This window comes from Aquimarina litoralis, assembly GCF_039523995.1.
GTDB classification, from domain to species: domain Bacteria; phylum Bacteroidota; class Bacteroidia; order Flavobacteriales; family Flavobacteriaceae; genus Aquimarina; species Aquimarina litoralis.
The window spans coordinates 331,173-354,587 of sequence record NZ_BAAAGE010000004.1 but is presented as its reverse complement, the minus strand read 5'-3'; the positions used below and the strand labels follow the sequence as shown (position 1 = coordinate 354,587).

Sequence of the window (23,415 nt, the reverse complement as noted above, 5' to 3'; positions counted from 1 at the left end):
GGTTTGTTTTTAAAGTTGTTACTCAAATATAGCGAAAATCTAAAGTATAATTTTCACCATACCAAATACAATAGCCGAAACGAAAAGATTAACAGAACTACACCGGTAATTCTAAAAAATACTTTCAACCTATGTGCGGAAATAAATTTCTTAAGTTTATCGGAGAGGAATACTTTTAACAAATCAGTTGTTAATATCCCTATAAGTACCGCACTTAAAAACATGTATAATTCTAATTTTTCAGGATATTTCTGATAACCATATTTAAAAACTCCAATCCAAACCACAAACACAAAAGGATTAAAAAAATTAACGCTGAATCCTCTTATAAAAAAAGTACTCCACTTTTTGGAGTCAATCGTAAGATCATTTGAAATATGAGGTTTTTTTAAAAGATAATTAATGCCTAATCCAAAAAGAATACAGCTTCCTATAGCACCTATCCAAAATTGATTATGTGAAGCGGTCATAAACTTTGATACTCCGTAATAACATAGTATTACACAAACAATATCACTAACAATAATACCCAAAGCAACAGATATCCCTGCTTTCATACCGTATTGCAAGCTACTATTGAGTAACAAAAAGAATACTGGTCCAACAAAAATTACCATTCCTAAACCAATCAAAAATCCTTCTATTAATGACATATGTATGATTGTTGTTAAGCAAATATAGTTTTATAAATATGTTTTTTAATTTCAATGCATTGAATTCCTAATATAAAAAACCACCTTATTCTAATAAGGTGGTTTTTGCTAAACTACTACATTTGCTTTATTAGTTTATAAAAAAGGATCGCTCCATTTTGTATCTGTATACATATTTGATCCTGATAATGTTTTGAGAAAAGCTTCTAGCGCTAACATTTCTTCATTAGTAAGGTTTAAATTTTGGCCATTTCCTCCTGCTCCTCCTCTTAGACGATTATCTAAATTAGTATTTCCTGTGGCATCGATATCATTATAGTGCAAAATTGCATCCATAATTGTTGGGATACTAGCATCATGCATTAAAGCACCATTCATAGTCCCGTTTGCATTCATGATATCTCGTAATGAGGGAGATCGTGTAATCGTGAAATCAGCATCATTAACAACTCCAAAGACACCGGTAACCCCATTATTTAAACTTTCGGGATCAATAGAAAACTCTGGTGCTTGGTGACAAGTAATACATCCTGCACCGCCTTCATTTGGAGGTTGCATAAAAATAGTTTTCCCTAGATTTTCCTGATCTGTAAAGTTTGGAAAATCCATATTATTATTTACTACTACTGCCCTACCATCATCGTATTTTGAATCGAATGATTGTATACTACGAATAAATTGCGCCAAACATTCCTGAAGTCTCTCTTCTGTAATAGTGGTATTTCCATAAGCAAACTGGAAGAGTTCTTGATAATATGACAGTTGTTCTAATTTGCTTAAAAGATCTGTTATAGATGGATCTCCGTTTTCACCACTAAAACCCATCTCTGCATGGTCCTGAATCGGTTGTGTGGTTTGCTCCTCTAATGTACTTGCTCTTTCATCCCAAAAGAACCGAACCTCATCAGAAAACCTAGCATTTACCAATCGCATACTATGTCTTCCCGTAGTTCCGTTAACTCCTGTACTCACATCTGAACCATCACTAAATGCAAATGCCTGTTGATGACAACTAGAACAAGAAATTGTATTATCAGAAGATAGATTCTTATCATAGAATAATATCCTTCCTAATGTTGCCTTTTCATCAGTTATAGCATTTCCATTAGTATTATCTCTTGTTATATAATTAGGTATATTTTGTGCTGCATAATTTGCAAGATTATTTAAATCTATATTTTGACCAAAAGTGGCTTGGAGGGTTTCTGAAACTTCTTCGTTATTTTGATCTTCATCAATTTCCACATAGTTACTTTCTTCATTGGAACATGCTACAAAAATGCAAATACATAGTAGCAAAAGTAGGTTTGTTACTTTCATTATTTTGGGATTTGAGGGTTGTTTATAAATTATAAGACTTTCTAAACCTAAAAAGGTTTAACAATTTCATTCTCAAAGATATTTTAATTATTTATAGATGTAAACTTGTATAGGGGTACAAAAAGGGGTGCAACTTCAAAAAACATCATTTTACAATTGATTTTAAACAAGTTATACTCTATTTATAAATCAGATACATATAAAAACCATCCGCCTTATGAGGCAGATGGTTTATCATTGCAAAGAAGATTATGTTCCCCATAATTATATAAATCTTCCTTGCACAAGAATTATTGAGTTATCATTTTTTTATCAATCTTATGGTTTGATTGACATCATTTTGTTCTATCGTAATCAAATACACTCCTTCAGATAAATCTCTTGTAGAAATAGCTTGGTCGTTCATAACTTTTATGGTTTGTAACATACGACCGTTGATATCATAGAACGTAACTGCTGCCTCTCCACTTACTCCTGTAATCCAAAATTGATCCATTGCTGGATTTGGGTATATGGAGAATATGTCTTCAGTATTTTCTTCTACACTTAGTACACCAGATACGGTAATGGTAAAAGAAACTGTTTCTATATTCAAATTATCATCTATTGCCGAAAGTGTGATCACATGATCGCCTTCAGCTAATAATGTACCTGCTACTGGACTCTGCCTAATCGTAGTAGCAAATGCACTTTTGTTAGTATCGCAATTGTCTGTAACTACTACTCCAACTGTAAAATCAGCCAACGTATACATATTACCACTATCAAAAGGTACTTCCATATCCGTAGGTACGGTAGTCATATCAAATTCTGGAGCTACTTCATCTTCTACCGTAACAGTAGCCATACACATATCTGTATTTCCACTGGTATCGGTAACCGTTAGCGTAACCATGTTATCTCCAATGTTAGTACAATCAAAATCTGTAACATCAATAACAATTGATGCTATGCCTGAAAGATCTGTAGAGCCATTATCGATCATAGCAGCCGTAATACTAGCATTCCCTGTATCATCTAATTGTACGGTTATATTTTGACATACAACAGTAGGATTGGTAGTATCTACTACATTCACTGTTCTGGTCACCTGAATCGCTGTATTACCAGCAGCATCGGTAGCATCATAATAAATGGTGTAACTTCCTACTGCATCCATAAATTCTAAAGTATCAATACTTACTGCAGAACCATCATCGGTAGTGGCTCCTAACTCAGTATATCCAGCTCCTAATTCTATAATTTGTGGATTTGCTCCGTTTAAGGTAATTACTGGTGCGGTAGTATCGACTACATCTACGGTACGAGTAACCTGAATAGATGTATTACCAGCAGCATCGGTAGCGTCATAATAGATCGTATAACTACCTACTGCATCCATAAATTCTGAAGTATTAATACTTACTGCAGAACCATCATCGGTTGTAGCTCCTAACTCAGTATATCCAGCTCCTAATTCTATGGTTTGCGGATTTGCTCCATTTAAGGTTATTACTGGTGCGGTAGTATCTACGACATCCACTGTTCTCGTTACCTGAATAGCTACATTACCAGCAGCATCGGTAGCGTCATAATAGATCGTATAACTACCTACTGCATCCATAAATTCTGAAGTATCAATACTTACTGCAGATCCATCATCGGTAGTCGCTCCTAACTCAGTATATCCAGCTCCTAATTCTATGGTTTGCGGATTTGCTCCGTTTAAGGTTATTACTGGTGCAGTGGTATCTACTACATCCACCGTTCTGGTTACCTGAATAGCTACATTACCAGCGGCATCGGTAGCATCATAATAGATCGTATAACTGCCTACTGCATCCATGAATTCTGAAGTATCAATACTTACCGCAGTACCATCATCGGTAGTCACTCCTAATTCGGTATATCCAGCTCCTAATTCTATAGTTTGTGGGTTTGCTCCGTTTAAAGTAATTACCGGTGCTATACAATCTAAACTAAAACTAGTTTGTACATCTTTATCTATAAAATTGGTATTCGCATAATCCACATCGTCCACTTCTACACAATACAGATCTGGATTTCCAGTTATTTCTAATTCGTCGATACCCGTGTTACCACCATTCTTTAAGTTGATTCCTGTTAACTTTCCATCTGTAGCGTAGATATCTAACAATATAGGGTTATTGGATAAATCTAAAAAGGTAATATCCGTTTCCCTTAGACTTATTTCTCGTAAATCGACTAATAAACTAAGATCAATATTGGTTAGTGCCGTGTTATCTAATTGAATTGTCTCTAAATCTGTGCTATTCCCAAAGGTAATAGATGAAAGGTCAGAACAATTATTACAATAAACAAGTCGAATATCTCCATTATTAGTTAGATCTAAGGAAGATAATGCGGTATTATCATTTAAAAGTAATTCTCCCAATGATGAATTTGTAGTAACATCAATACTCGACAAGTTGTTGTCTTCCAGATATAAGAACTCTAAATTGGTAAGACCAGATATGTTAATAGTAGTTATATCATTCCCATCCAACGAAACTTCTTCTAAAAGTGTATTGTTAGATAAATCTATACTAGATATTCCATTATTATTCGCATTTAATTCTTCCAGGTTTACATTTAAAGAAAGATCAAGTATGGCTATGCCATTATCATGGATATCTAAAACCTCTAAAATTGTATTTGTTGAAACATCGATAGTAGAAAGTTGATTTTCTCCTAAATAAACTCTTTCTACTTGCGTATTTCTGGATAAGTCTATTGAAGTAAGTTCGTTATCAAAAGCATTCAAAATCTCTAAATTGGAATTATTTGATAGATCTATTACGGATAAGTTATTTGAATTAACGTTCAGTGTTTCTAAATTTACAAAAGCTTCAATACCTGTTAGATCAGAGATTCCGCTGTTTGCTACATTTACGATTGAAACATTTTCTATACGATCTGTAGGTATCAATCCATCACTTGCAATATCATCATAAACACTTAATGCTGCCTCAAAATTTGCGTCAGGAATTAATGTATATCCACAGGTAGTTTCACTAAAGGTGACTCCCATATCAATATCAGTAAAATCAGTAACCGCCGCTGTAGCATCATCCACCATAATACAGGTAAGACTTGTATTAGATGTTGCCTCCATCCTACTAAAATTACTGTTATTACCATTTCTAAGATCCAAGCTTACCAAATCAGCATTATCAACTCTCAAATCCGTCAACGCGATATTTGCTGAGATATCTAAGGTCTTCAAATTTGTATCCCCTACATCTAGTACTCTCAAACCTGTAAGTGGTGAAACATCTATGGATTCGATAGCAGTTTCATCTATATAAAGCTGAGTTAGCCCAATTGCATTTCCAAAAACTACCGTAGTCAACGTAGCTGTATTATCAATATCTAGTCTGGTAAGCGCTGTGTTATTAGAAAAATCTAAATTTACAATCTGCGTGTCATCAGTATCTACATCTTCCAACAATAAGTTTTGAGAAAAATCAATTGCCGTTAATGGATTGCTCTCCAAATCAGCTCTTTCCAGATTTGGAAGAACCGTCAGATCTAAAGTTGAGATATTATTTGTTTCTATATCCAGAAATTCTAATAACGAGTTATTACTCAAATCTAATGCGGAAAGATTATTATTGTCCAAATCTAGAAACTCAAGTAATGTATTATTACTAAGATCTAAAGACGTAATTATATTATTATCTAAATCTAATGACCTCAGGTTAATATTAGTAGACAAATCTATAGTGCTCAAGTTATTGTCATCTGCTTCCAGCGTTTCCAATACTGTACAACCGCTAAGATTTATAGATGTAAGTAATGCACAATCATCGGCATCCACACTAATTAATTGGTTATTATTAGATAAATCCAAACTCGAAAAATTGTTATTCCCACATGTCAAGCTCTCTAATAATGCATTACTAGAAAGATCTATCGTAGTTAAACTATTTTCACTACAGTTTAGTGTTGTTAACGATTCAAAAGATGCAATTCCTGTAAGATCCGAAATAGTATTTCCTTGCACATCAAGTTCTTCTACATCATAAATGTTTTCTAACGGAATTTGACCATCACTACTAATGTCATCATAGGCAGCTAATGCTACTTCAAAATTCGAATCAGGGATAGCAACGTAGATCGTGCAATCCGTTTCACTAAATGAGGTTTGGTTATCTATATTGGCAAAATTAGCATTAGCATAGGTCTCGCTATCTACCAAAATACAGTTTAAATCTGCATTTTCGGTCGCGTCAAAAAAAGTAAGATTGGTATTTGCTCCATTTTTAATGTTTAAAGCAAATAAATCATTTTTATCTACTTCGAGACTGGTTAGGTTTACCAGATTTGATACATCTAACGTCTTTAAAGAATTTTCTTCTAGATTAACAATTTGTAGATTCGTATTGTTTGATAAATCAACCTTTTTAAGGTTGTTAGTACTGGCATTAAGTGATGTTAATGCAATAAAATCCTGAATCCCAGTCAAATCAGCGATATCCAGAGAAGAAACATCCAAGGTTGTTATAATTTCGATCGCTGCTTTAGGCACGCTATTATCGCCTGGTGTATCATCATAAACTGCTAGTGCAGCTTCAAAATTATCATCTGGCACATAGGTATACAATGCACAATCAATACTATATCTAAAATCTGAACTAAGATTTGCTTCTGCTAAAGCTACATCGTCCACTGATATACAATCTAAATCATTATTTCCAAATGCTGATAAATTAATTTGTGTAACATCAATATTACGCAGATCTAAACTAGTCAAATTGTTATTAGGAATCTGAATAACAGTTAGCGCTGTATTGTTTCTTAAATCCAGATTTTCCAACTGACTACCGATTACACTTAAAAAATTTAAATTGGTTGCATCACTAAAATCTAAAGAAGTTATAGATGCGGTATTTACCTGAAATGCCTCCAATGCCGTTACTCCTGTTAAATTAACAGTAGTCAAATTATTGTTAGCACTCCCATCAATTATTGTTAAGTTACTTAGACCTGAAAAATCGAGACTTCCAAAATTATTACTCTGAAAACCAAAAAACTCTAGCTGAGTATTATTAGATAAATCAATAGTGGTTAATTGATTATCAGAAACTATCAGACTTTCTAATGCTGTTAGATTGGTTACATCTAAAGCAGTCAGGTTATTATCTTCTAATTCTAGTTGCTGCAATAAAACATTATTAGAAACGTCAATGGTACTTAGATTAGAGTTTTCTGCAACGAAATTCGTTAGCTTGGTATTTTGAGAAATATCAATCCCTGCTGTTAAATTAAGATCGCTAATACTTAAGTAATCAAGATTTATATTGGCAGAAACATCTAAGGCAGTTAGGTCATTATCACCAATAAAGAGTGTTTCTAATGCTGTGTTTTGACTTAAATCTACCGATGAAATACTATTAAAATTAGCTCTTAATTCTTCCAATGCGCTAAAATCTTCAATACCGGTAAGATCTGTAATTTGTTCATTCCGTATATCTAATTCTGTTATAGTGGCGATATCAGCTGTTAAAACCTGTCCATCACCACTAACACTATCGTGACCTAAAGCTACTAATGCAGCTTCAAAATTGGCATCGGGTATACTTGTATATTGAGCATGACTTATTGTAATTCCTACTAAAAAAAGTAAAATAATTAAAAGGTATTTTTTTTGCATAAACTAAGGGCTTTATAAATTACTTGGATATTCTATATTAATTTTGGTGCAATGGTACTACTTACTATTTCTTGAACAAATTATCATGGGGGTACACATGGGGGTACAAACTTTTTTTTGCAATAGTAGTCAACAACTTAAGTATGTATAAAAAGAAAAAGGAGACAAATGGGAGACATTTAATAAATATTCAATTTTTAACAATTGGATATAAAAAAACCACCTGCCTTAGGCAGATGGTTTTGTTTGGCAAACTTCCATGTCCCAACCCCTTAACTTTGTTACACTTCCTTTTGCCGATGATTATTGAGTATTCTAATTCTTCATCAATCTTATGGTTTGATTGACATCATTTTGCTCTATCGTAATCAAATACACTCCTTCAGATAAATCTCTTGTAGAAATAGCTTGGTCGTTCATAACTTTTATGGTTTGTAACATACGACCGTTGATATCATAGAACGTAACTGCTGCCTCTCCACTTACTCCTGTAATCCACAATTGATCCGTTGCTGGATTTGGATATATGGAGAATACGTCTTCAGTATTTTCTTCTACACTTAGTACACCAGATACGGTAATGGTAAAAGAAACTGTTTCTATATTCAAATTATCATCTGTTGCCGAAAGTGTGATCACATGATCGCCTTCCGCTAATAATGTACCTGCTACTGGACTCTGAGTAATCGTAGATGCCAATGCTCTTTTGTTAGTATCGCAATTATCCGTAACCACTACTCCGCTTGTAAAATCAGCTAACGTATACATATTACCACTATCAAAAGGTACTTCCATATCTGTAGGTACTGTAGTCATATCAAATTCTGGAGCTACCTCATCTTCTACCGTAACAGTTGCCATACACATATCACTATTTCCATGAGCATCCGTAACCGTTAGGGTAACCATATTGTCTCCAACGTTTGTACAATCAAAATCAGTCACATCAATGGCAAGAGATGCAATCCCTGAAAGATCTGAAGAACCATTATCGATCATCGCAGCCGTAATACTAGCATTTCCTGTGTCATCTAGTTGTACAGTTATATTTTGACATACTACGGTTGGATTAGTCGTATCTACCACATCAACAGTTCTTGTTAATTGAACTGCAATATTACCAGCAGCATCCATAGCATCATAATAGATCGTATAACTACCTATTGCGTCCATAAATTCTGAAGTATTAATACTTATAGCAGAACCATCATCGGTAGTAGCTCCTAATTCAGTATATCCAGCTCCTAATTCTATGGTTTGTGGATTTGCTCCGTTTAAGGTAATTACTGGTGCGGTAGTATCTACCACATCTACTGTTCTAGTTACTTGTGTTGCAGTAGCACCGGAAACTGTATTTACAGCATCATAAGTAACCGTATAACTACCCTCTTGATTTGTATTTACAGACGCCGAATTGATAGTTAACGTAGCTCCATAGGTAACCTCAGCCCCTAATTCAGTATACGTATCTCCTTTTTCTATCACTTGTGGATTATCTCCCAATAAAGTAATGACCGGATCGATACAAGCTTGCCCCATATCGTTGATTATCCAATTATACGGAGCAGATAGTAAAGTATTTCGTGCCGATTCTCCTAAGCAATAGGTACTATTTCCTGCATTAAATGTAATTCCCAATGGGATTTGAGTCTCATCTGCATCTAATGTTGCCCAACCGATTAAGGTCTGATCATAATTTTCTGTCGATAATCCTGAACTAAACAACATATTTCTCATATCTGTCACACTCGATATATCCCAATCCCCTAGAGATTGATCGTAACCAAAGTTTTGTCGAAACATTTCTCTTAAGCTACTTACCTTGCTCATATCCCAATTGCTAAGATCCTGGTTAAAGGATGTTGCTCTAGCAAACATTTCGGTCATATTTATAGTACCTGTAACCTGTTCCCCAATATTCCAACCACCTATATTTTGAGAAAACCCACTTTGATAAAACATTCTACTAAAATTGGTCACATTTCCAACATTCCATGAAGTTATATTTTCATTAAAAACCGTAGCAGTATCAAAAACACCCCACATATTGCTAATGTTCGAAACATCCCAACTATTCATAATATCTTTATGATCCTCAAAAGAAGTCGCCCCAGCGAACATAAATGAGATGTCTGTTGTGGTTGATAAATCTGGTACGTCATCAGCATTTAACACTAGGTTACTACAACCAGCAAAAGCACGATTCATACTATCCCATTGTTGTTTTCCCCACTGTTCTATTGTCAAGATTTTATCTCGATCTCCTGTATTATTGAAATATATTCTTGGAAAATCTCCCGTAATCTTTATAATATACGTTGCAGGTGTATCATATTTACGAATAATACTCCCTGTTACATTAGATATCACTATTCCATCTCCCCAATCCACATTATAATTATAACCGCTTCCCGTGGTGGGAAGGGTAACTGTTCCAAAAGGTACAGTCGTTTCCCAAGTAGTAATAAACGCATCACTACAATCCAATCCTCCATCATCTATGGTCCAATTATAAGGTGCACTTGTAAGGAGGTTTCTCGATACTTCCCCTACACAATACTTAAGTCCATCTGCCCCTAACACTAAGCCATTAGGAGTATTGGCATGGGATGCCCAACCTACTAAAGTAGCGTCGTAATTACCTATAGAAAGTCCAGAATTATTCAAGATATCATTGATATCTGTTACTTTCTGTAAATCCCAACTTCCTAAATCCTGATCAAAATTTTCAGTACTCTCTAACATACTCTCCATACTTATTGTACCCGTCACGTTTTCTCCTATATTCCAACTGCTAATATTCTGATTAAAGCTTCTTGCTCCTCCAAGCATCAATACAAAATCAGTAACATTACCAACATTCCAAGTAGTAATGTTGCCATTGAAATTTCTAGCGTTCAAAAACATCCAGCCCATACCGGTAACATTAGAAGTATCCCAAGCTGAAAAATCAGGAGAACCCAAACTAGTACATCCAAAAAACATTTGTCCCATTTCTGTTACCTGTGATAAATCAGGAGTATCTGTAGCAGTAACATTCATATTAGCGCATCTCGAAAATGCTTGAAACATTGTTCTCCATTCCATATCGCCCCACTGTTCAATAGTTTGTAACTTTTCAGCATTACCTATCCCTCCTACTAAGGAAGCAAACTGAGGAAAATCTCCTATAATTTTTATCTTATATATTCCTGGAGAAATATAGCTGTGCGATGCATTCCCTGTAAATCCAGTTTCTATAGTTCCATCACCCCAATCAATATCGTAATCATATCCAGCTCCTGTAGTTGGTATAGTAATACTTTCGTTATTAGAAATAGTCTCCCAGGTAGTGATAAAGAAATCTGTAGAAGCACACGCTGCACCATCATCCGTAATGTTCCAATTAAATCCGGTATTATCGGTTAATATATTCCTTGCATCCACTCCAAAACAATATTGACTTCCTTCAAAACTGATGCTAATATTTGATGGTATCGTTTCTCCTGCATCTTGTGTAGCCCAACCGATTAGTGTAGCATCATAATTTGCTGTGGAAAGTCCAGCTAACTGGAACATAGCCCCCATAGCGGTTACGCTAGAAAGATTCCAATCACCAACATTTTGATCAAAGTCTGATGCGCCAAAGAACATTCCTCCCATATTCTCTACGCTACTCGTATCCCAATTATCAAGAGGCTGATTAAAGGCTGTAGCAAACCCAAACATACTTGACATGTTTATGACTTTACTCATATCCCATGTATTTAAAGGACTATTAAAACTGCTAGCAGAGTCAAACATAGCCCTCATATTTATAGTACCAGTCACAAACTCCCCTATATTCCAACCACTTATATTCTGATTAAATGCGGTGTTTCCAGTAAACATTCCTGTGAAATCTATTACGTTTCCCACATTCCATAACCCTATATTAACATTCATTCCAGAATTTCTGAACATATCGATCATGTTTTCAATAGTTGACACATTCCAATTTCCAAGTTGTCCTCCATTATCCACAAAGTTGGTAGTCCCATCAAACATTTTTTCCAAAGAAGTAGTATTACTTAAATCTGGTATATCTGTAGCATTAATCATTAGGTTTGTACAACCTGAGAACGCTCTAGTCATATCCGTCCAGACATTTGATCCCCATTGTTCTACGGATACTAATTGCGCTGGAACTCTAAAATCAGGATTGTTACCAAAGGTTATCGAAGGAAATACTCCCTGTATTTTCACAGTATAAATACCATTACTTGCGTATGTATGAAAACTAATTCCTGTTTGATTGGATTCTATAACTCCATCTCCCCAATCTACAGTATAATTATAGCCCGATCCAGAGGTGGGTATAGAAAGTTCTTTTTGATCATCAGTGGCTTGCCAAGTAAAAATAAACTCATCCTGAGCAAATCCTACAGTAAAAGAGCTAACAATCAAAAAAAGTGCATTGTAAATGTGTTTCATATTAAGGGGTCTTTTAGAAAAAGAGTTGATATACATTTTTTAAAATCGAGTGCAAAATTAACAGGATTTTAAGGGTTGCAAAGAATTAAGGGGTTGCAAAAGGGTTGCAACAGGGTGTTTTTGGGATTGCAGGTTTATTTTTCCAATTTCTGTGATATGAAAGATTCCTATAAGTAAATGCTAGCTTTAATATACGTCCTAGATATATCAATTTAAAATTCGTCTCGTACATAAACCTTCTTCATTTTCTTTGGGGTGCATTCCTCTCGCTACGCTCGTCGGATGCAGGCAGAAAACGAAACAAAAGAAAAGGCGCTCCATCGCTTTACCTCGCACATAGCTTACACTATGTCGTAAGGTATTTTTTAGCTAAGCTAAAAACCAGATTTGTTTTGCTAAAATCTTTCCAAGGCTCCAAGATTTTTTCACGTAAAACAAATCTTATACTGGTGAAAAAAGATATCAAAACCATACTTTGGAACGTCAAACCCCAATATTCTTAATAAACTCGATAATATCTTGTTTAGAATCTACTCCTATTTTTTTACGAATACGAGAGCGTGCAGATTTAATAGCAGAAACGGTATTGTTCTGTAGTTTGCTAATTTCTGTGGCATTGAGTCCTAAGGTCATTAAACATAGTAGCTCTTTTTCTTTTTCTTTTAAATCGGGAAATTTATTATCCAAAATCACTTTAAAATCCATACTTACCGTATCCATATAAGATTTTAAATCCGTGATATTGGTTTTTGTTGCTTTTTCCGACAGTAAGGATGCTGATAATGATTGTAAGGCAGTTTTACGTTCTTTTTCGTTTTCTAGTTTGATAATCTCCTTAATATCGCCCAAGGTTTTACTCAATACTTCTTGTCGTAAAGAATTTTCTATAACCGCATTTTTCAATTCTTTTTCTTTGGTAACTAATGCCAATTCTGCTTTTACCTTTTCCAATTGCTCAGTTGCTAACTCTTCATTCGATAAGGCTATTCGTTGCTTCGCGTTTTTACGTGTCAACCAGAAAATAATACCTCCCATAATAGTAGCAATTACAAAAAGTAATAAGTACAATTGCTTCTTAGATGTTTCATTTTCCAATCTTAATTCACTTGCTTGCTTTTCTTTATCAAATTTATAATTAAGCTCTAATTCAGTGATCCTCTTTACTTTTTCCGTATCATTAATCGAATCATTATACATTTTATAGATCTTGTAATCTTGTAGTGCCTGCTCGTATTCTTTTCGAGTTTCGTTTAGATTACTTCTGCTGTAATACTGCTTCAATAACAATTCTTTATGTTTTAGTTTTTTTGCAACAGCAATGGCACTATCTAGATATGGAACTGCACTATCATATTGTTGCAAAGCATTATATAAAACAGCCACATTTAGGTAACTAATACTCAATTCATTTTGATCATTAACATCTTTAGAAATTTCAATATTTTCTTTAAATATATAAATAGATTGATCATATTTTTTCTCTTTAAAATATATTGCTGCTAAAGTGCCGTTAGCTTTTGATTTACGAACATTTGAACATGGCATCTCTTTAAGAACAGCTATATGATATCTAGCAGAATCCATCTGTTCATTATTATAGTTAGTAAGTGCTAACATATGAAGAGATAATGCTAAATCTTCAACATCCTTCAATTTTTCCTTAACGACTATTGCTTTCTTTAAATACTGTTTTGCTTTACTAAACTCCTTTTGACGTCTGTAAAACATACCCATATTGTGATATGTTAATCCAATACCCACAGAATCCTTTACTTCTTGAGTTATATCGAGTGCTTCTAAGTAGTTGCTAAGTGCATTTTCTGTATAACCCTGCTTATTATCTAATATCCCAAGATAATTAAGAGATTCCGCTTTTCGACTTTGATAATAACTCCCTTCTTTATCTTCAATAGTGTTTATCACATCACTGATAATAAGCCTTGTAGTATCTACATTCGATTTTAGTAATTGTTTTGCTAAATCTATTTGAAAGCGAATTCGAGTAGAATCAGTAGTCGCATTTTCGATCTTATCCTTTAATTGATTTGCTATACTATCATGAGATTGAGCATAGCTCTGCATCATACAAAGAAAGAAAAAAATAATAGGGTATAATCGTTTCAAAGGGAGTATTAGGTTTTAATAGTGTATGACAAAAGGTTTATATGATTTCAAAAATACAAGATAATTTATTTGCTACCACAATGAAACCCTTTTGACACCTTTTTGCTACCCCATTCTCTGAAATACGCTGTACTTTCTTTTTTCCATTTTCTTAGAAAAGACACCCTTTATCAAACATTTTTTAAAAATTTCACAAGAAATCCCTATGCTGAATATAAATACCTATATTTATCCACCAAATGAATGATTATTTATGAATGCAACATATAAGGTAAAAGTAAATAAGGATTTTGAATATACTATAGACCAGGAAGAAGTCTCCAAAACAGATATTATCCAGACTTCTGATTCAAAATTTCATCTTCTCGATAAGAACAAATCGTATCATAGCGAGATCATCCAATCAGATTTCAACAACAAGAAATACAGCATAAAGGTAAACTCCAATACGTATGAAGTGGACATTGCTGATTCATTAGATATGATGATTGCAGAAATGGGATTTTCTGTGGGTGCTTCTAAACAAGTAAACTCTATCAAATCTCCAATGCCAGGATTAATTATTGATATTCAGGTAGCGGTTGGACAAACGGTTGAAGAGGAAGACTATCTATTAGTTTTGGAAGCTATGAAAATGGAAAATATCATTACTTCGCCAAGAGCAGGAACTATTAAATCTATCGAAGTCGCAAAAGGCGATGCTGTGGATAAAGGAAAATTATTAATTGAGTTCGAATAATAGTTCTTGTCACACTAATTATAAACCTATCATAAGTTCTAAACGATTATGAAAAAAATATTGGTCGCTAATAGAGGCGAGATTGCTATACGGGTAATGAAAACCGCTAGCAAAATGGGGATTAAAACGGTAGCTATCTATTCTACTATAGATAGAAACTCACCACATGTGGTATTTGCCGATGAAGCCGTTTGTGTAGGTGAAGCTCCTTCTAATGAATCTTATTTATTAGGAAATAAAATTATTGAAATCGCTAAAGAATTAAATGTAGATGCCATACATCCTGGATATGGATTCTTAAGTGAAAATGCTGATTTTGCTTCAGAGGTAGAAAAGAATGATATCATTTTTATTGGACCTAAGTCCAAAGCGATTGAAGTAATGGGAAGCAAGCTAGCTGCTAAAGAAGCGGTTAAAGCATATGACATCCCTATGGTACCAGGTATCGAAGAAGCAATCACAGATCCTGAAAAAGCTAAGGAAATTGCTAGAGAAATAGGGTTTCCTATTTTGATCAAAGCTTCTGCTGGTGGTGGAGGAAAAGGAATGCGTGTAGTAGAAAAGGAAGAAAACTTAGAATCTCAAATGCAACGTGCCATTAGTGAGGCTATTTCTGCCTTTGGTGATGGTTCTGTTTTTATCGAGAAATATGTAGGTTCTCCAAGGCATATCGAGATTCAGGTAATGGCGGATACGCATGGAAATGTATTACACTTTTTTGAAAGAGAATGTAGTGTACAAAGAAGACACCAAAAAGTAGTCGAAGAAGCTCCTTCTGCTGTACTAAGTCCGGAATTGAGAACTAAAATGGGAGAAGCAGCTGTTAGAGTAGCTAAAGCCTGTGATTATGTTGGTGCTGGAACAGTAGAGTTTTTATTGGATGAGCAGCACAACTTCTACTTCTTAGAGATGAATACACGTTTACAAGTAGAACACCCAGTAACTGAATTAATAACTGAGGTAGATCTTGTAGAACTGCAGATCAAAGTTGCCAGAGGTGAAAAGTTAAACATCAAACAGGAAGATTTAACCATCAAAGGACATGCATTAGAATTAAGAGTCTATGCAGAAGACCCTATGAATGATTTCTTACCAAGTGTTGGAAATCTGGAAACCTACCAAATACCTGTTGGTGATGGTATTCGTGTAGATAATGGGTACGCAGAAGGAATGGATATTCCTATTTACTATGATCCAATGCTATCCAAATTAATCACTTACGGAGAAACACGAGAAGAAGCAATCGAATTAATGATCAAAGCTATTGATCACTATCAAGTAAAAGGTGTGCAGACTACCTTATCCTTTGGAAAATTTGTATGCCAACACGAAGCCTTTAGATCAGGAAATTTCAATACTCATTTTGTAAAGAAATATTATACCGCTGATGCTTTGAAAACAGAAATGCAAGAAGAAGCCAGAATTGCTGCATTGATGGCATTACGACAATATCAAGAAGATCAAAAACAATTAAGATTACCAACACACTAGATATGAACTCGAAAATAAAAGTTTTACAAGAAAAGATTGATCAGGCACATCTTGGTGGTGGTAAACAACGTATCGAAAAACAACACCAAAAAAAGAAATTAACCGCCAGAGAACGTATTGCATACTTCTTGGATGAAGGATCTTTTGAAGAGATTGGCATCCTAGTTACCCATAGGACTACTGATTTTGGTATGCAAGATGAAATATACTACGGAGACGGTGTTGTTACCGGATATGGAACCGTAAACGGAAGATTGGTCTATGTTTTTGCACAAGATTTCACCGTATTTGGAGGAGCACTATCCGAAACACATGCCGAAAAAATCTGTAAGGTTATGGACTTAGCAGTTAATGTGGGAGCACCAATTATTGGACTGAATGATTCTGGAGGAGCTAGAATTCAGGAAGGAGTACGATCTTTGGGTGGATATGCAGATATTTTCCATAGAAACGTACAAGCTTCTGGTGTTATTCCTCAGATCTCTGCCATTATGGGACCTTGTGCTGGTGGTGCCGTATATTCTCCTGCAATTACTGATTTCACACTAATGGTAGAAGATACTAGTTACATGTTTGTAACAGGACCTAATGTAGTAAAAACAGTGACTAATGAAGAAGTAACTTCTGAAGAATTAGGAGGTGCAAGCACACATTCTACAAAATCTGGTGTAGCGCATATCACTTCTTCTAATGACATTCAGTGTTTAGAAGATCTTAAAACATTACTAAGTTATTTACCACAAAACAATAAAGAAACAACAAAAGCATTACCGTATACCTTAGGTGACGAGAAAAGAGCTGTTCTAGCTGATATCATTCCGGACAATCCTAACAAGCCTTATGATATGCATGAGGTGATTGGTGGAATTATTGATGAAGATTCTTTCTTTGAGATTCATAAGAACTATGCCGAAAATATTATTGTAGGTTTTGTCAGAATTGGAGGTAAAAGTGTTGGTATTGTGGCGAATCAACCGATGTTTTTAGCAGGTGTTTTAGATGTAAATAGTTCTAAAAAAGCTGCTCGGTTTACACGTTTCTGTGATTGTTTCAATATTCCTTTATTGGTATTGGTTGATGTTCCAGGATTTTTACCAGGAACTGATCAGGAATGGAATGGAATTATTGTGCATGGAGCCAAATTACTATACGCCTTAAGCGAAGCTTCTGTTCCTAAGGTAACAGTAATTACGAGAAAAGCCTACGGAGGAGCTTATGACGTAATGAATTCTAAACACATTGGTGCAGATCTTAATTTTGCTTGGCCAACTGCTGAAATAGCAGTTATGGGTGCCAAAGGAGCTAGTGAAATTATCTTTAGAAAAGAAATCAAAGCTGCGGATGATCCAACGGCAAAATTAGCAGAAAAAGAAGCTGAATATGCAGATACCTTTGCGAATCCTTACAGAGCCGCACAGCGCGGATTTGTGGATGAAGTGATCTTACCAGAAGATACCAGAAGAAAGCTCATCAAAGGATTTAGCATGCTAGAAAATAAGGAGATCCATCAGCCAAAAAGAAAACACGGTAATATTCCTTTATAAATAAATTTCTTGGGGAGAAGTCACAAACATTTTCCTATTTTTACGATGAAGTAATTATAGGAAAATGCCCCATGAATAATAGACAACTCACTAAATTTGCGATCTATGCTATTGCTGTGCTTTGCGCAGCTTTGATTAACGAATTTGTTATTAAACTTGTAAAAAAACAAATTCATGAACAAGGCTATCTTTTGGTGCTCATCGATATGCTAATCGTAGTATTGATTTTTGCACCTGCTTTTGCTTTAGTTTCTAAATACACTAAAAAATTATCCAAAGCTTATTTAAAAACTTCCAAAAAGGTATCCAGTAGTAAAAATGGAAACTTATTAGGGTTTACGGTAGCTATGATTATTTTATTTATCCTTTTCGCATATTTACGCCATAATATAAATGTGGTGCAGGATCTAAAAACCATCATTTAGGAACAAAGGTGTAACCGAAGTGGTTTAAACTGCATTCAAAAAGTTAAAATATTAAGTTTTTTTCATCAACTAGGGGTGCTTGTTAAGTCCCCTCCCTCTACTTCTGAAGTCCCCTCTCCCTACCTCATTACTAAGATGGTCGAAGCTAAAAGGGAAGTCTCACTTTCCTCTAAGCTTAGTGTCACTTTGCTTTTTAATAGGTTGCACCAAGCTCTGAGGTACCCCAATCCACTATTGGAAGTACCCCTCATAATCCTTTCACAAACAATGACCCACCTATATAAGTACCCCTTTGTATTATATCTTACATGAAACCCCTACCTACATATGTACCCTCTCCCCACATAGATAAGTGGGTATTTAGCCATTTGAGTCTGTTTTTGTTAAAAAAATATTAAGGATTGATCTATTCTAGTACGATCAAAAAATTATACATCACATATTAGAATCCCCTCTTTAAGGGCTGACAGATTATCCTCATAAGTAGGGATAAATTCTTGGGCTACATATCCCTTGAATCCAGTATCCACAATTGCTTTCAAAATTGCAGGATAATTTAATTCTTGTGAGTCATTTATTTCATGTCTTCCCGGCACACCTCCTGTATGATAGTGTGATATATATTCTTTATACTTTCTAATGGTAGCAATAATATCTCCTTCCATAATTTGCATATGATAAATATCATATAACAATTTAAAACTATCAGAACCTATCTTATCCACCAATTGAACACCCCAAGGCGTATGATCACATTGGTAATCTGCATGATCAACCTTACTATTTAGCAGTTCCATGATTAACGTAATATTATTCTTCTCTGCATGCTTCACCAAAGGTGCTAATCCTTTTGCACATTGCTCCCAACCTTCTTCATCAGAAATCCCATTCCTATTTCCAGAAAACACAATCACCTGTTGTACTCCTGCATGAGAAGCTTTAGAAATAAGCTCTATATATTGCTTTTGTAGTTTTTCATGATTCTTCTCATCATTAAAACCCTCTGTAATACTAGCAAATGTATCCGTAGCTACAGAACAAGAAAGCCCTTTTTTTTGCACTACTTCCCATTCTTCCGGTTTTAAAAGATCAATAGCCTTGATCCCTATGCTTTTACACTTTTCAGCGAATTCTTCTAATGGTATGCTCTGATAACACCATCTGCAAACTGCATGATTTACATTTCCTTTTAATCTATCCGAAAAAGTTCTCGAAAAATCTTGTGATATCGTTTTCCCGAACGCTGAACCACTGATACTCAATGCTCCAAAACCCAAAGATATATTCTGAATTGCTTTTCTTCTATTTAGCTTAACCATAACCCCAAAATTGAATAGTTCATAAAACACAGCTAATTTAATTAATGATTTGTTAATTTTATTGTTAATACAGAAACAAACTTCTTATATTAGAAGCAAAATTGTGCAAACAATAACAATTGAAAGATGAATCTATAAGTTTTCATTTTTCAAAATACCTTTCTTCGAGAACAAGAAGAAAACAGACAAACAAAAAACTACTATCAGAGCGTACTCAATCAGGCAATGATCAGCTTGATTCGGGATTAATTTATTTTAACATAAAATGAGAAGATTGATCGCAATCTCTCATCTTTTAATGTAACGTATAGACTGTCTGTAAACATCAAAAAAGTATGGAACAAGAACCTCAATTTGACGCTATTGTCGTTGGAACAGGAATTAGTGGTGGCTGGGCTGCTAAAGAACTTTGTGAAAAAGGTTTAAAAACACTCGTATTAGAAAGAGGTCGTATGGTAACGCATATCGACGATTACACCACTGCTAATGATGATCCGTGGGATTACGAATTTAAAGGAGAACCTTCTCGAGAAGAAATTGCCGAACAACCTAAACAACATAGAACAGGGTATGTTACTGATAAAGCACACCGTCACTTTTTTGTAAATGATCTTAAACACCCCTACAATGAAACTAAACGTTTTGACTGGATTAGAGGATATCATGTAGGTGGAAGATCACTTATGTGGGGAAGACAAAGTTATAGACTGTGTGATTTTGATTTTGAAGCAAATAAGAAAGAAGGAATTGCTGTAGATTGGCCGGTACGCTATAAAGATATTGCACCTTGGTATGATAAAGTAGAAGAGTTTATTGGTGTTAGTGGAGAAAAATTAGGCTTAGAACAATTACCCGACGGACAATTTTTGCCACCCATGGAATTAAACTGCGTAGAAGAGCATCTAAAAAAGAATATTGCAGAGAATTATGAAGATCGCTTACTTACTATTGGTAGAACCGCTCATATTACCGGAACCAAGACTTTTGAGGGCAGAATGAACTGCCAATATCGTAATCGATGTATGCGTGGATGCCCATTTGGAGCTTATTTTAGCAGTAATTCATCCACTTTACCAGCCGCAGAAAGAACAGGTAATATGACTTTGCGACCCAATTCAATCGTACATCAAGTACTCTATGATGATAAAACTGGGAAAGCTACTGGAGTAGAAGTAATTGATACACTTACTAAGGAGAAAATGCAATTTACATCCAAAGTAGTTTTCTTATGTGCTTCAGCCATTGCTTCGGCAAGTATATTAATGCAATCAAAATCAGAACGTTTTCCAAATGGAATGGGAAATGATTCTGGAGAATTAGGGCATAATATTATGGATCATCATTTTAAAGCTGGAGCTGTTGGAAAATATGATGGCTATAAAGACAAGTTTTATAAAGGAAGAAGACCTAATGGTATTTACATCCCACGTTTTAGAAACATTGGCGGTGAAACAGATCAGGAAAATTTTAAAAGAGGTTATGGATATCAGGGAGGAGCTAGCAGATCTAATTGGGAGGAAACCATTGCCGAGCTTGGTTATGGAGCCGAATTAAAAGAAAAAATATTAGAACCAGGAGGATGGCGATTCGGACTATTGGGATTTGGTGAGTGTCTACCCTATCACGAAAATAAAATGACGCTCGATTATAATAATCTAGACGAATGGGGATTACCTACCGTAACATTTGATGCGGAGTTTAAAGAAAATGAGCTAGAGATGCGTAAGGATATGATACAACAGGCAATGGATATGCTCTCTAAAGCTGGATTTACAGATATACAACCTTGGGACGATATTGGAGCACCTGGTTTAGGAATTCACGAAATGGGAACTGCTCGTATGGGAAGAGATCCTAAAACGTCTGTCCTCAATGGAAATAATCAAATTCATGCAGTTCCTAATGTATATGTTACTGATGGTGCTTTTATGACCTCAGCTAGTTGTGTAAATCCATCACTTACGTACATGGCTTTTACGGCTCGTGCAGCAAATCATGCCGCAGAACAAATTCAAAAAAACGCTTAATCCAAGTATTATGAACAGAAGACAAGCATTACGAAATATTGGACTATCAGCAGGATATATCGCTGCTACTCCCACCCTTTTTAGTCTATTGCAAAGTTGTAAAAAAGAGTACGTATTGGATTGGACGCCAGAACTACTATCAGTTGATGAAGGAAAGGCATTAGATCACATTGTGGATCTTATCTTACCAGCCACAGATATTCCTGGTGCAAAGGCATTACACATCCCAATGTTTATTGATAAATTTATCAATAGAGGTATCGAAGAAGCTGAAGAAATACAAATGTTTAAATACGGTGCTGGTGTGATCATGAAAGAATTAGGGGTTAGCGAAGAAAAAAATATCGATGATGTTACCACAGAAGAATATGATGCCTTATTGGCTAAATACTTAAAACTTCCTAAAGAAACCCGAAAAGCACACTGGGAAGAAATTTCTAAAGTAAAAACTCCTGAGGATTTAGAAAATGTATCTCGAGAGACCATATCATTTATTTTCTTATCTTCAGTAAGAGATATTTCTATTTTAGGATTTAAAACCTCAAAAGAAATTGGCGAAAACGTATTAAACTACCTCCCTGTTCCTGGAGAATATATCGGTTGTGATTCTGTTCAAAATCTTACCGGTGGAAAGGACTGGGCTTTATAATTATTACCTAACTAAATTTAAAATTATGTACAAAACAATCTTTAAGGGGCTTATATGTATGCTTATTATTAGTTCCTGCAAGAATACCTCTAAAGAAACTACCATAACCGAAACCCAAGAAGAAGAAACCATACAAGAACCGCCGAAGGAACCAGAGCCTATCTTTGAGTTATCCTTAGCACAGTGGTCGCTTCATAAAGAAATTCAATCCGGAAAATTAGATCCTATGGATTTTGCAAAAAAAGCAAAAGAACTTGGCTTTACCGGTATTGAGTATGTAAGTCAGTTATATACTCATTTATATAAAGATGCAGGCGACCCAGAGAAGGAATTACATGAGATTCTAAATGCGCTAAAAAATAAAAGTGATCAGTACAATGTGCAAAATCTACTCATCATGGTAGATGGAGAAGGTGATTTAGCCGTTCTTGGTGAAAAAGAAAGAAACCAAACCGTAGAAAACCACAAGAAATGGGTAGATGCTGCTCAGTTTTTAGGATGTCATTCAATACGAGTAAATCTATTTGGCACCAATGATCCTGAAAAATGGGTAGAAGTAGCAACTGATGGATTAAAGAAATTATCGGAGTACGCAGCTACTAAGGGTATCAACGTAATTGTAGAAAATCATGGCTATTTATCATCTGATGCTTCTTTATTAGTAAAAGTGATGCAAAATGTAAACATGAAAAACTGCGGAACACTTCCGGATTTTGGGAACTTTTGTTTAGAACGTGAAGGTGGTGCACGATGGGGTGCCAAATGTGTAAAGGAATATCCAAAATATAAAGGTATCGAAGAAATGATGCCTTTTGCCAAAGGAGTGAGTGCTAAATCCTATGATTTTGACGCCGATGGAAATGAAACTACTATCGACTTTAAAAAAATGATGGATATCATCAAAACTGCAGGATATCAAGGATATATTGGTGTTGAATATGAAGGAGAACGACTAAGCGAAATTGATGGCATCATTGCCACCAGAGATCTATTAATAAAGCTATCTAAGTAACCAG

General features: G+C 35.0%; 13 protein-coding genes. 7 read left to right on the top strand and 6 right to left on the bottom strand.

What is annotated here, in order from left to right; genetic code table 11:
* Positions 1-53: 53 nt before the first annotated feature.
* From ABD077_RS20505 to ABD077_RS20485, 5 genes are all read right to left on the bottom strand, one after another.
* A complete protein-coding gene (locus tag ABD077_RS20505) occupies positions 54-653 on the bottom strand; it encodes a LysE family translocator (RefSeq protein WP_343914095.1) in 600 nt (199 codons plus the stop codon).
* 135 nt (positions 654-788) lie between these two features.
* Entirely contained in the window at positions 789-1,973 is a 1,185-nt protein-coding gene (locus tag ABD077_RS20500; RefSeq protein WP_343914094.1) for a cytochrome-c peroxidase, read from the bottom strand.
* 301 nt (positions 1,974-2,274) lie between these two features.
* The gene (locus ABD077_RS20495; RefSeq protein ID WP_343914093.1) at positions 2,275-7,629 is read right to left on the bottom strand and encodes an immunoglobulin-like domain-containing protein; all 5,355 of its coding nucleotides are present in this window, start codon (positions 7,627-7,629) and stop codon (positions 2,275-2,277) included.
* Positions 7,630-7,944: 315 nt separating this feature from the next.
* Complete coding sequence (locus ABD077_RS20490; RefSeq protein WP_343914092.1) at positions 7,945-12,081, bottom strand: BspA family leucine-rich repeat surface protein; 4,137 nt, start codon at positions 12,079-12,081, stop codon at positions 7,945-7,947.
* Between the two features lie 483 nt (positions 12,082-12,564).
* Positions 12,565-14,205 carry a tetratricopeptide repeat protein gene (locus tag ABD077_RS20485; RefSeq protein ID WP_343914091.1) on the bottom strand — a complete coding sequence of 547 codons (1,641 nt, stop codon included), beginning with the start codon at positions 14,203-14,205 and terminating at the stop codon, positions 12,565-12,567.
* Positions 14,206-14,458: 253 nt separating this feature from the next.
* Here ABD077_RS20485 and ABD077_RS20480 point away from each other — a divergent pair, with 253 nt between their 5' ends.
* From ABD077_RS20480 to ABD077_RS20465, 4 genes are all read left to right on the top strand, one after another.
* A complete protein-coding gene (locus tag ABD077_RS20480) occupies positions 14,459-14,944 on the top strand; it encodes an acyl-CoA carboxylase biotin carboxyl carrier protein subunit (RefSeq protein ID WP_343914090.1) in 486 nt (161 codons plus the stop codon).
* 48 nt (positions 14,945-14,992) lie between these two features.
* On the top strand, positions 14,993-16,435 hold the full coding sequence (locus ABD077_RS20475; protein ID WP_343914089.1) for an acetyl-CoA carboxylase biotin carboxylase subunit: 1,443 nt from the start codon (positions 14,993-14,995) through the stop codon (positions 16,433-16,435).
* Between the two features lie 2 nt (positions 16,436-16,437).
* The gene (locus ABD077_RS20470) at positions 16,438-17,979 is read left to right on the top strand and encodes an acyl-CoA carboxylase subunit beta (RefSeq protein ID WP_343914088.1); all 1,542 of its coding nucleotides are present in this window, start codon (positions 16,438-16,440) and stop codon (positions 17,977-17,979) included.
* A 71-nt stretch (positions 17,980-18,050) separates the two neighbouring features.
* Positions 18,051-18,404 carry a hypothetical protein gene (locus ABD077_RS20465; protein ID WP_343914087.1) on the top strand — a complete coding sequence of 118 codons (354 nt, stop codon included), beginning with the start codon at positions 18,051-18,053 and terminating at the stop codon, positions 18,402-18,404.
* Positions 18,405-18,832: 428 nt separating this feature from the next.
* Here the strand turns inward: ABD077_RS20465 and ABD077_RS20460 are convergent, their stop codons facing one another.
* Complete coding sequence (locus ABD077_RS20460) at positions 18,833-19,723, bottom strand: hydroxypyruvate isomerase family protein (RefSeq protein ID WP_343914086.1); 891 nt, start codon at positions 19,721-19,723, stop codon at positions 18,833-18,835.
* 335 nt (positions 19,724-20,058) lie between these two features.
* On the opposite strand from ABD077_RS20460, the gene ABD077_RS20455 reads away from it, so the two are divergent.
* The 3 genes from ABD077_RS20455 to ABD077_RS20445 are packed head-to-tail and all read left to right on the top strand — an operon-like array spanning position 20,059 to position 23,411.
* Positions 20,059-21,750 (top strand): GMC oxidoreductase, encoded by a 1,692-nt coding sequence (locus ABD077_RS20455; protein WP_343914085.1) that lies wholly within the window; start codon positions 20,059-20,061, stop codon positions 21,748-21,750.
* Positions 21,751-21,760: 10 nt separating this feature from the next.
* Positions 21,761-22,399, top strand: a complete 639-nt coding sequence (locus tag ABD077_RS20450) for a gluconate 2-dehydrogenase subunit 3 family protein (RefSeq protein ID WP_343914084.1) — start codon at positions 21,761-21,763, stop codon at positions 22,397-22,399.
* Positions 22,400-22,424: 25 nt separating this feature from the next.
* Positions 22,425-23,411, top strand: a complete 987-nt coding sequence (locus ABD077_RS20445) for a sugar phosphate isomerase/epimerase family protein (protein ID WP_343914083.1) — start codon at positions 22,425-22,427, stop codon at positions 23,409-23,411.
* The last annotated feature ends 4 nt before the right edge of the window (positions 23,412-23,415 follow it).

Excerpts from the sequence above, each read along its gene's own strand:
- ABD077_RS20505 (WP_343914095.1), bottom strand. The coding sequence starts at position 653 with ATGTCATTAATAGAAGGATTTTTGATTGGTTTAGGAATGGTAATTTTT.
- ABD077_RS20475 (WP_343914089.1), top strand. The coding sequence starts at position 14,993 with ATGAAAAAAATATTGGTCGCTAATAGAGGCGAGATTGCTATACGGGTA.
- ABD077_RS20455 (WP_343914085.1), top strand. The coding sequence starts at position 20,059 with ATGGAACAAGAACCTCAATTTGACGCTATTGTCGTTGGAACAGGAATT.
- ABD077_RS20470 (WP_343914088.1), top strand. The coding sequence starts at position 16,438 with ATGAACTCGAAAATAAAAGTTTTACAAGAAAAGATTGATCAGGCACAT.
- ABD077_RS20445 (WP_343914083.1), top strand. The coding sequence starts at position 22,425 with ATGTACAAAACAATCTTTAAGGGGCTTATATGTATGCTTATTATTAGT.
- ABD077_RS20495 (WP_343914093.1), bottom strand. The coding sequence starts at position 7,629 with ATGCAAAAAAAATACCTTTTAATTATTTTACTTTTTTTAGTAGGAATT.
- ABD077_RS20500 (WP_343914094.1), bottom strand. The coding sequence starts at position 1,973 with ATGAAAGTAACAAACCTACTTTTGCTACTATGTATTTGCATTTTTGTA.
- ABD077_RS20460 (WP_343914086.1), bottom strand. The coding sequence starts at position 19,723 with ATGGTTAAGCTAAATAGAAGAAAAGCAATTCAGAATATATCTTTGGGT.
- ABD077_RS20490 (WP_343914092.1), bottom strand. The coding sequence starts at position 12,081 with ATGAAACACATTTACAATGCACTTTTTTTGATTGTTAGCTCTTTTACT.
- ABD077_RS20450 (WP_343914084.1), top strand. The coding sequence starts at position 21,761 with ATGAACAGAAGACAAGCATTACGAAATATTGGACTATCAGCAGGATAT.
- ABD077_RS20480 (WP_343914090.1), top strand. The coding sequence starts at position 14,459 with ATGAATGCAACATATAAGGTAAAAGTAAATAAGGATTTTGAATATACT.
- ABD077_RS20465 (WP_343914087.1), top strand. The coding sequence starts at position 18,051 with ATGAATAATAGACAACTCACTAAATTTGCGATCTATGCTATTGCTGTG.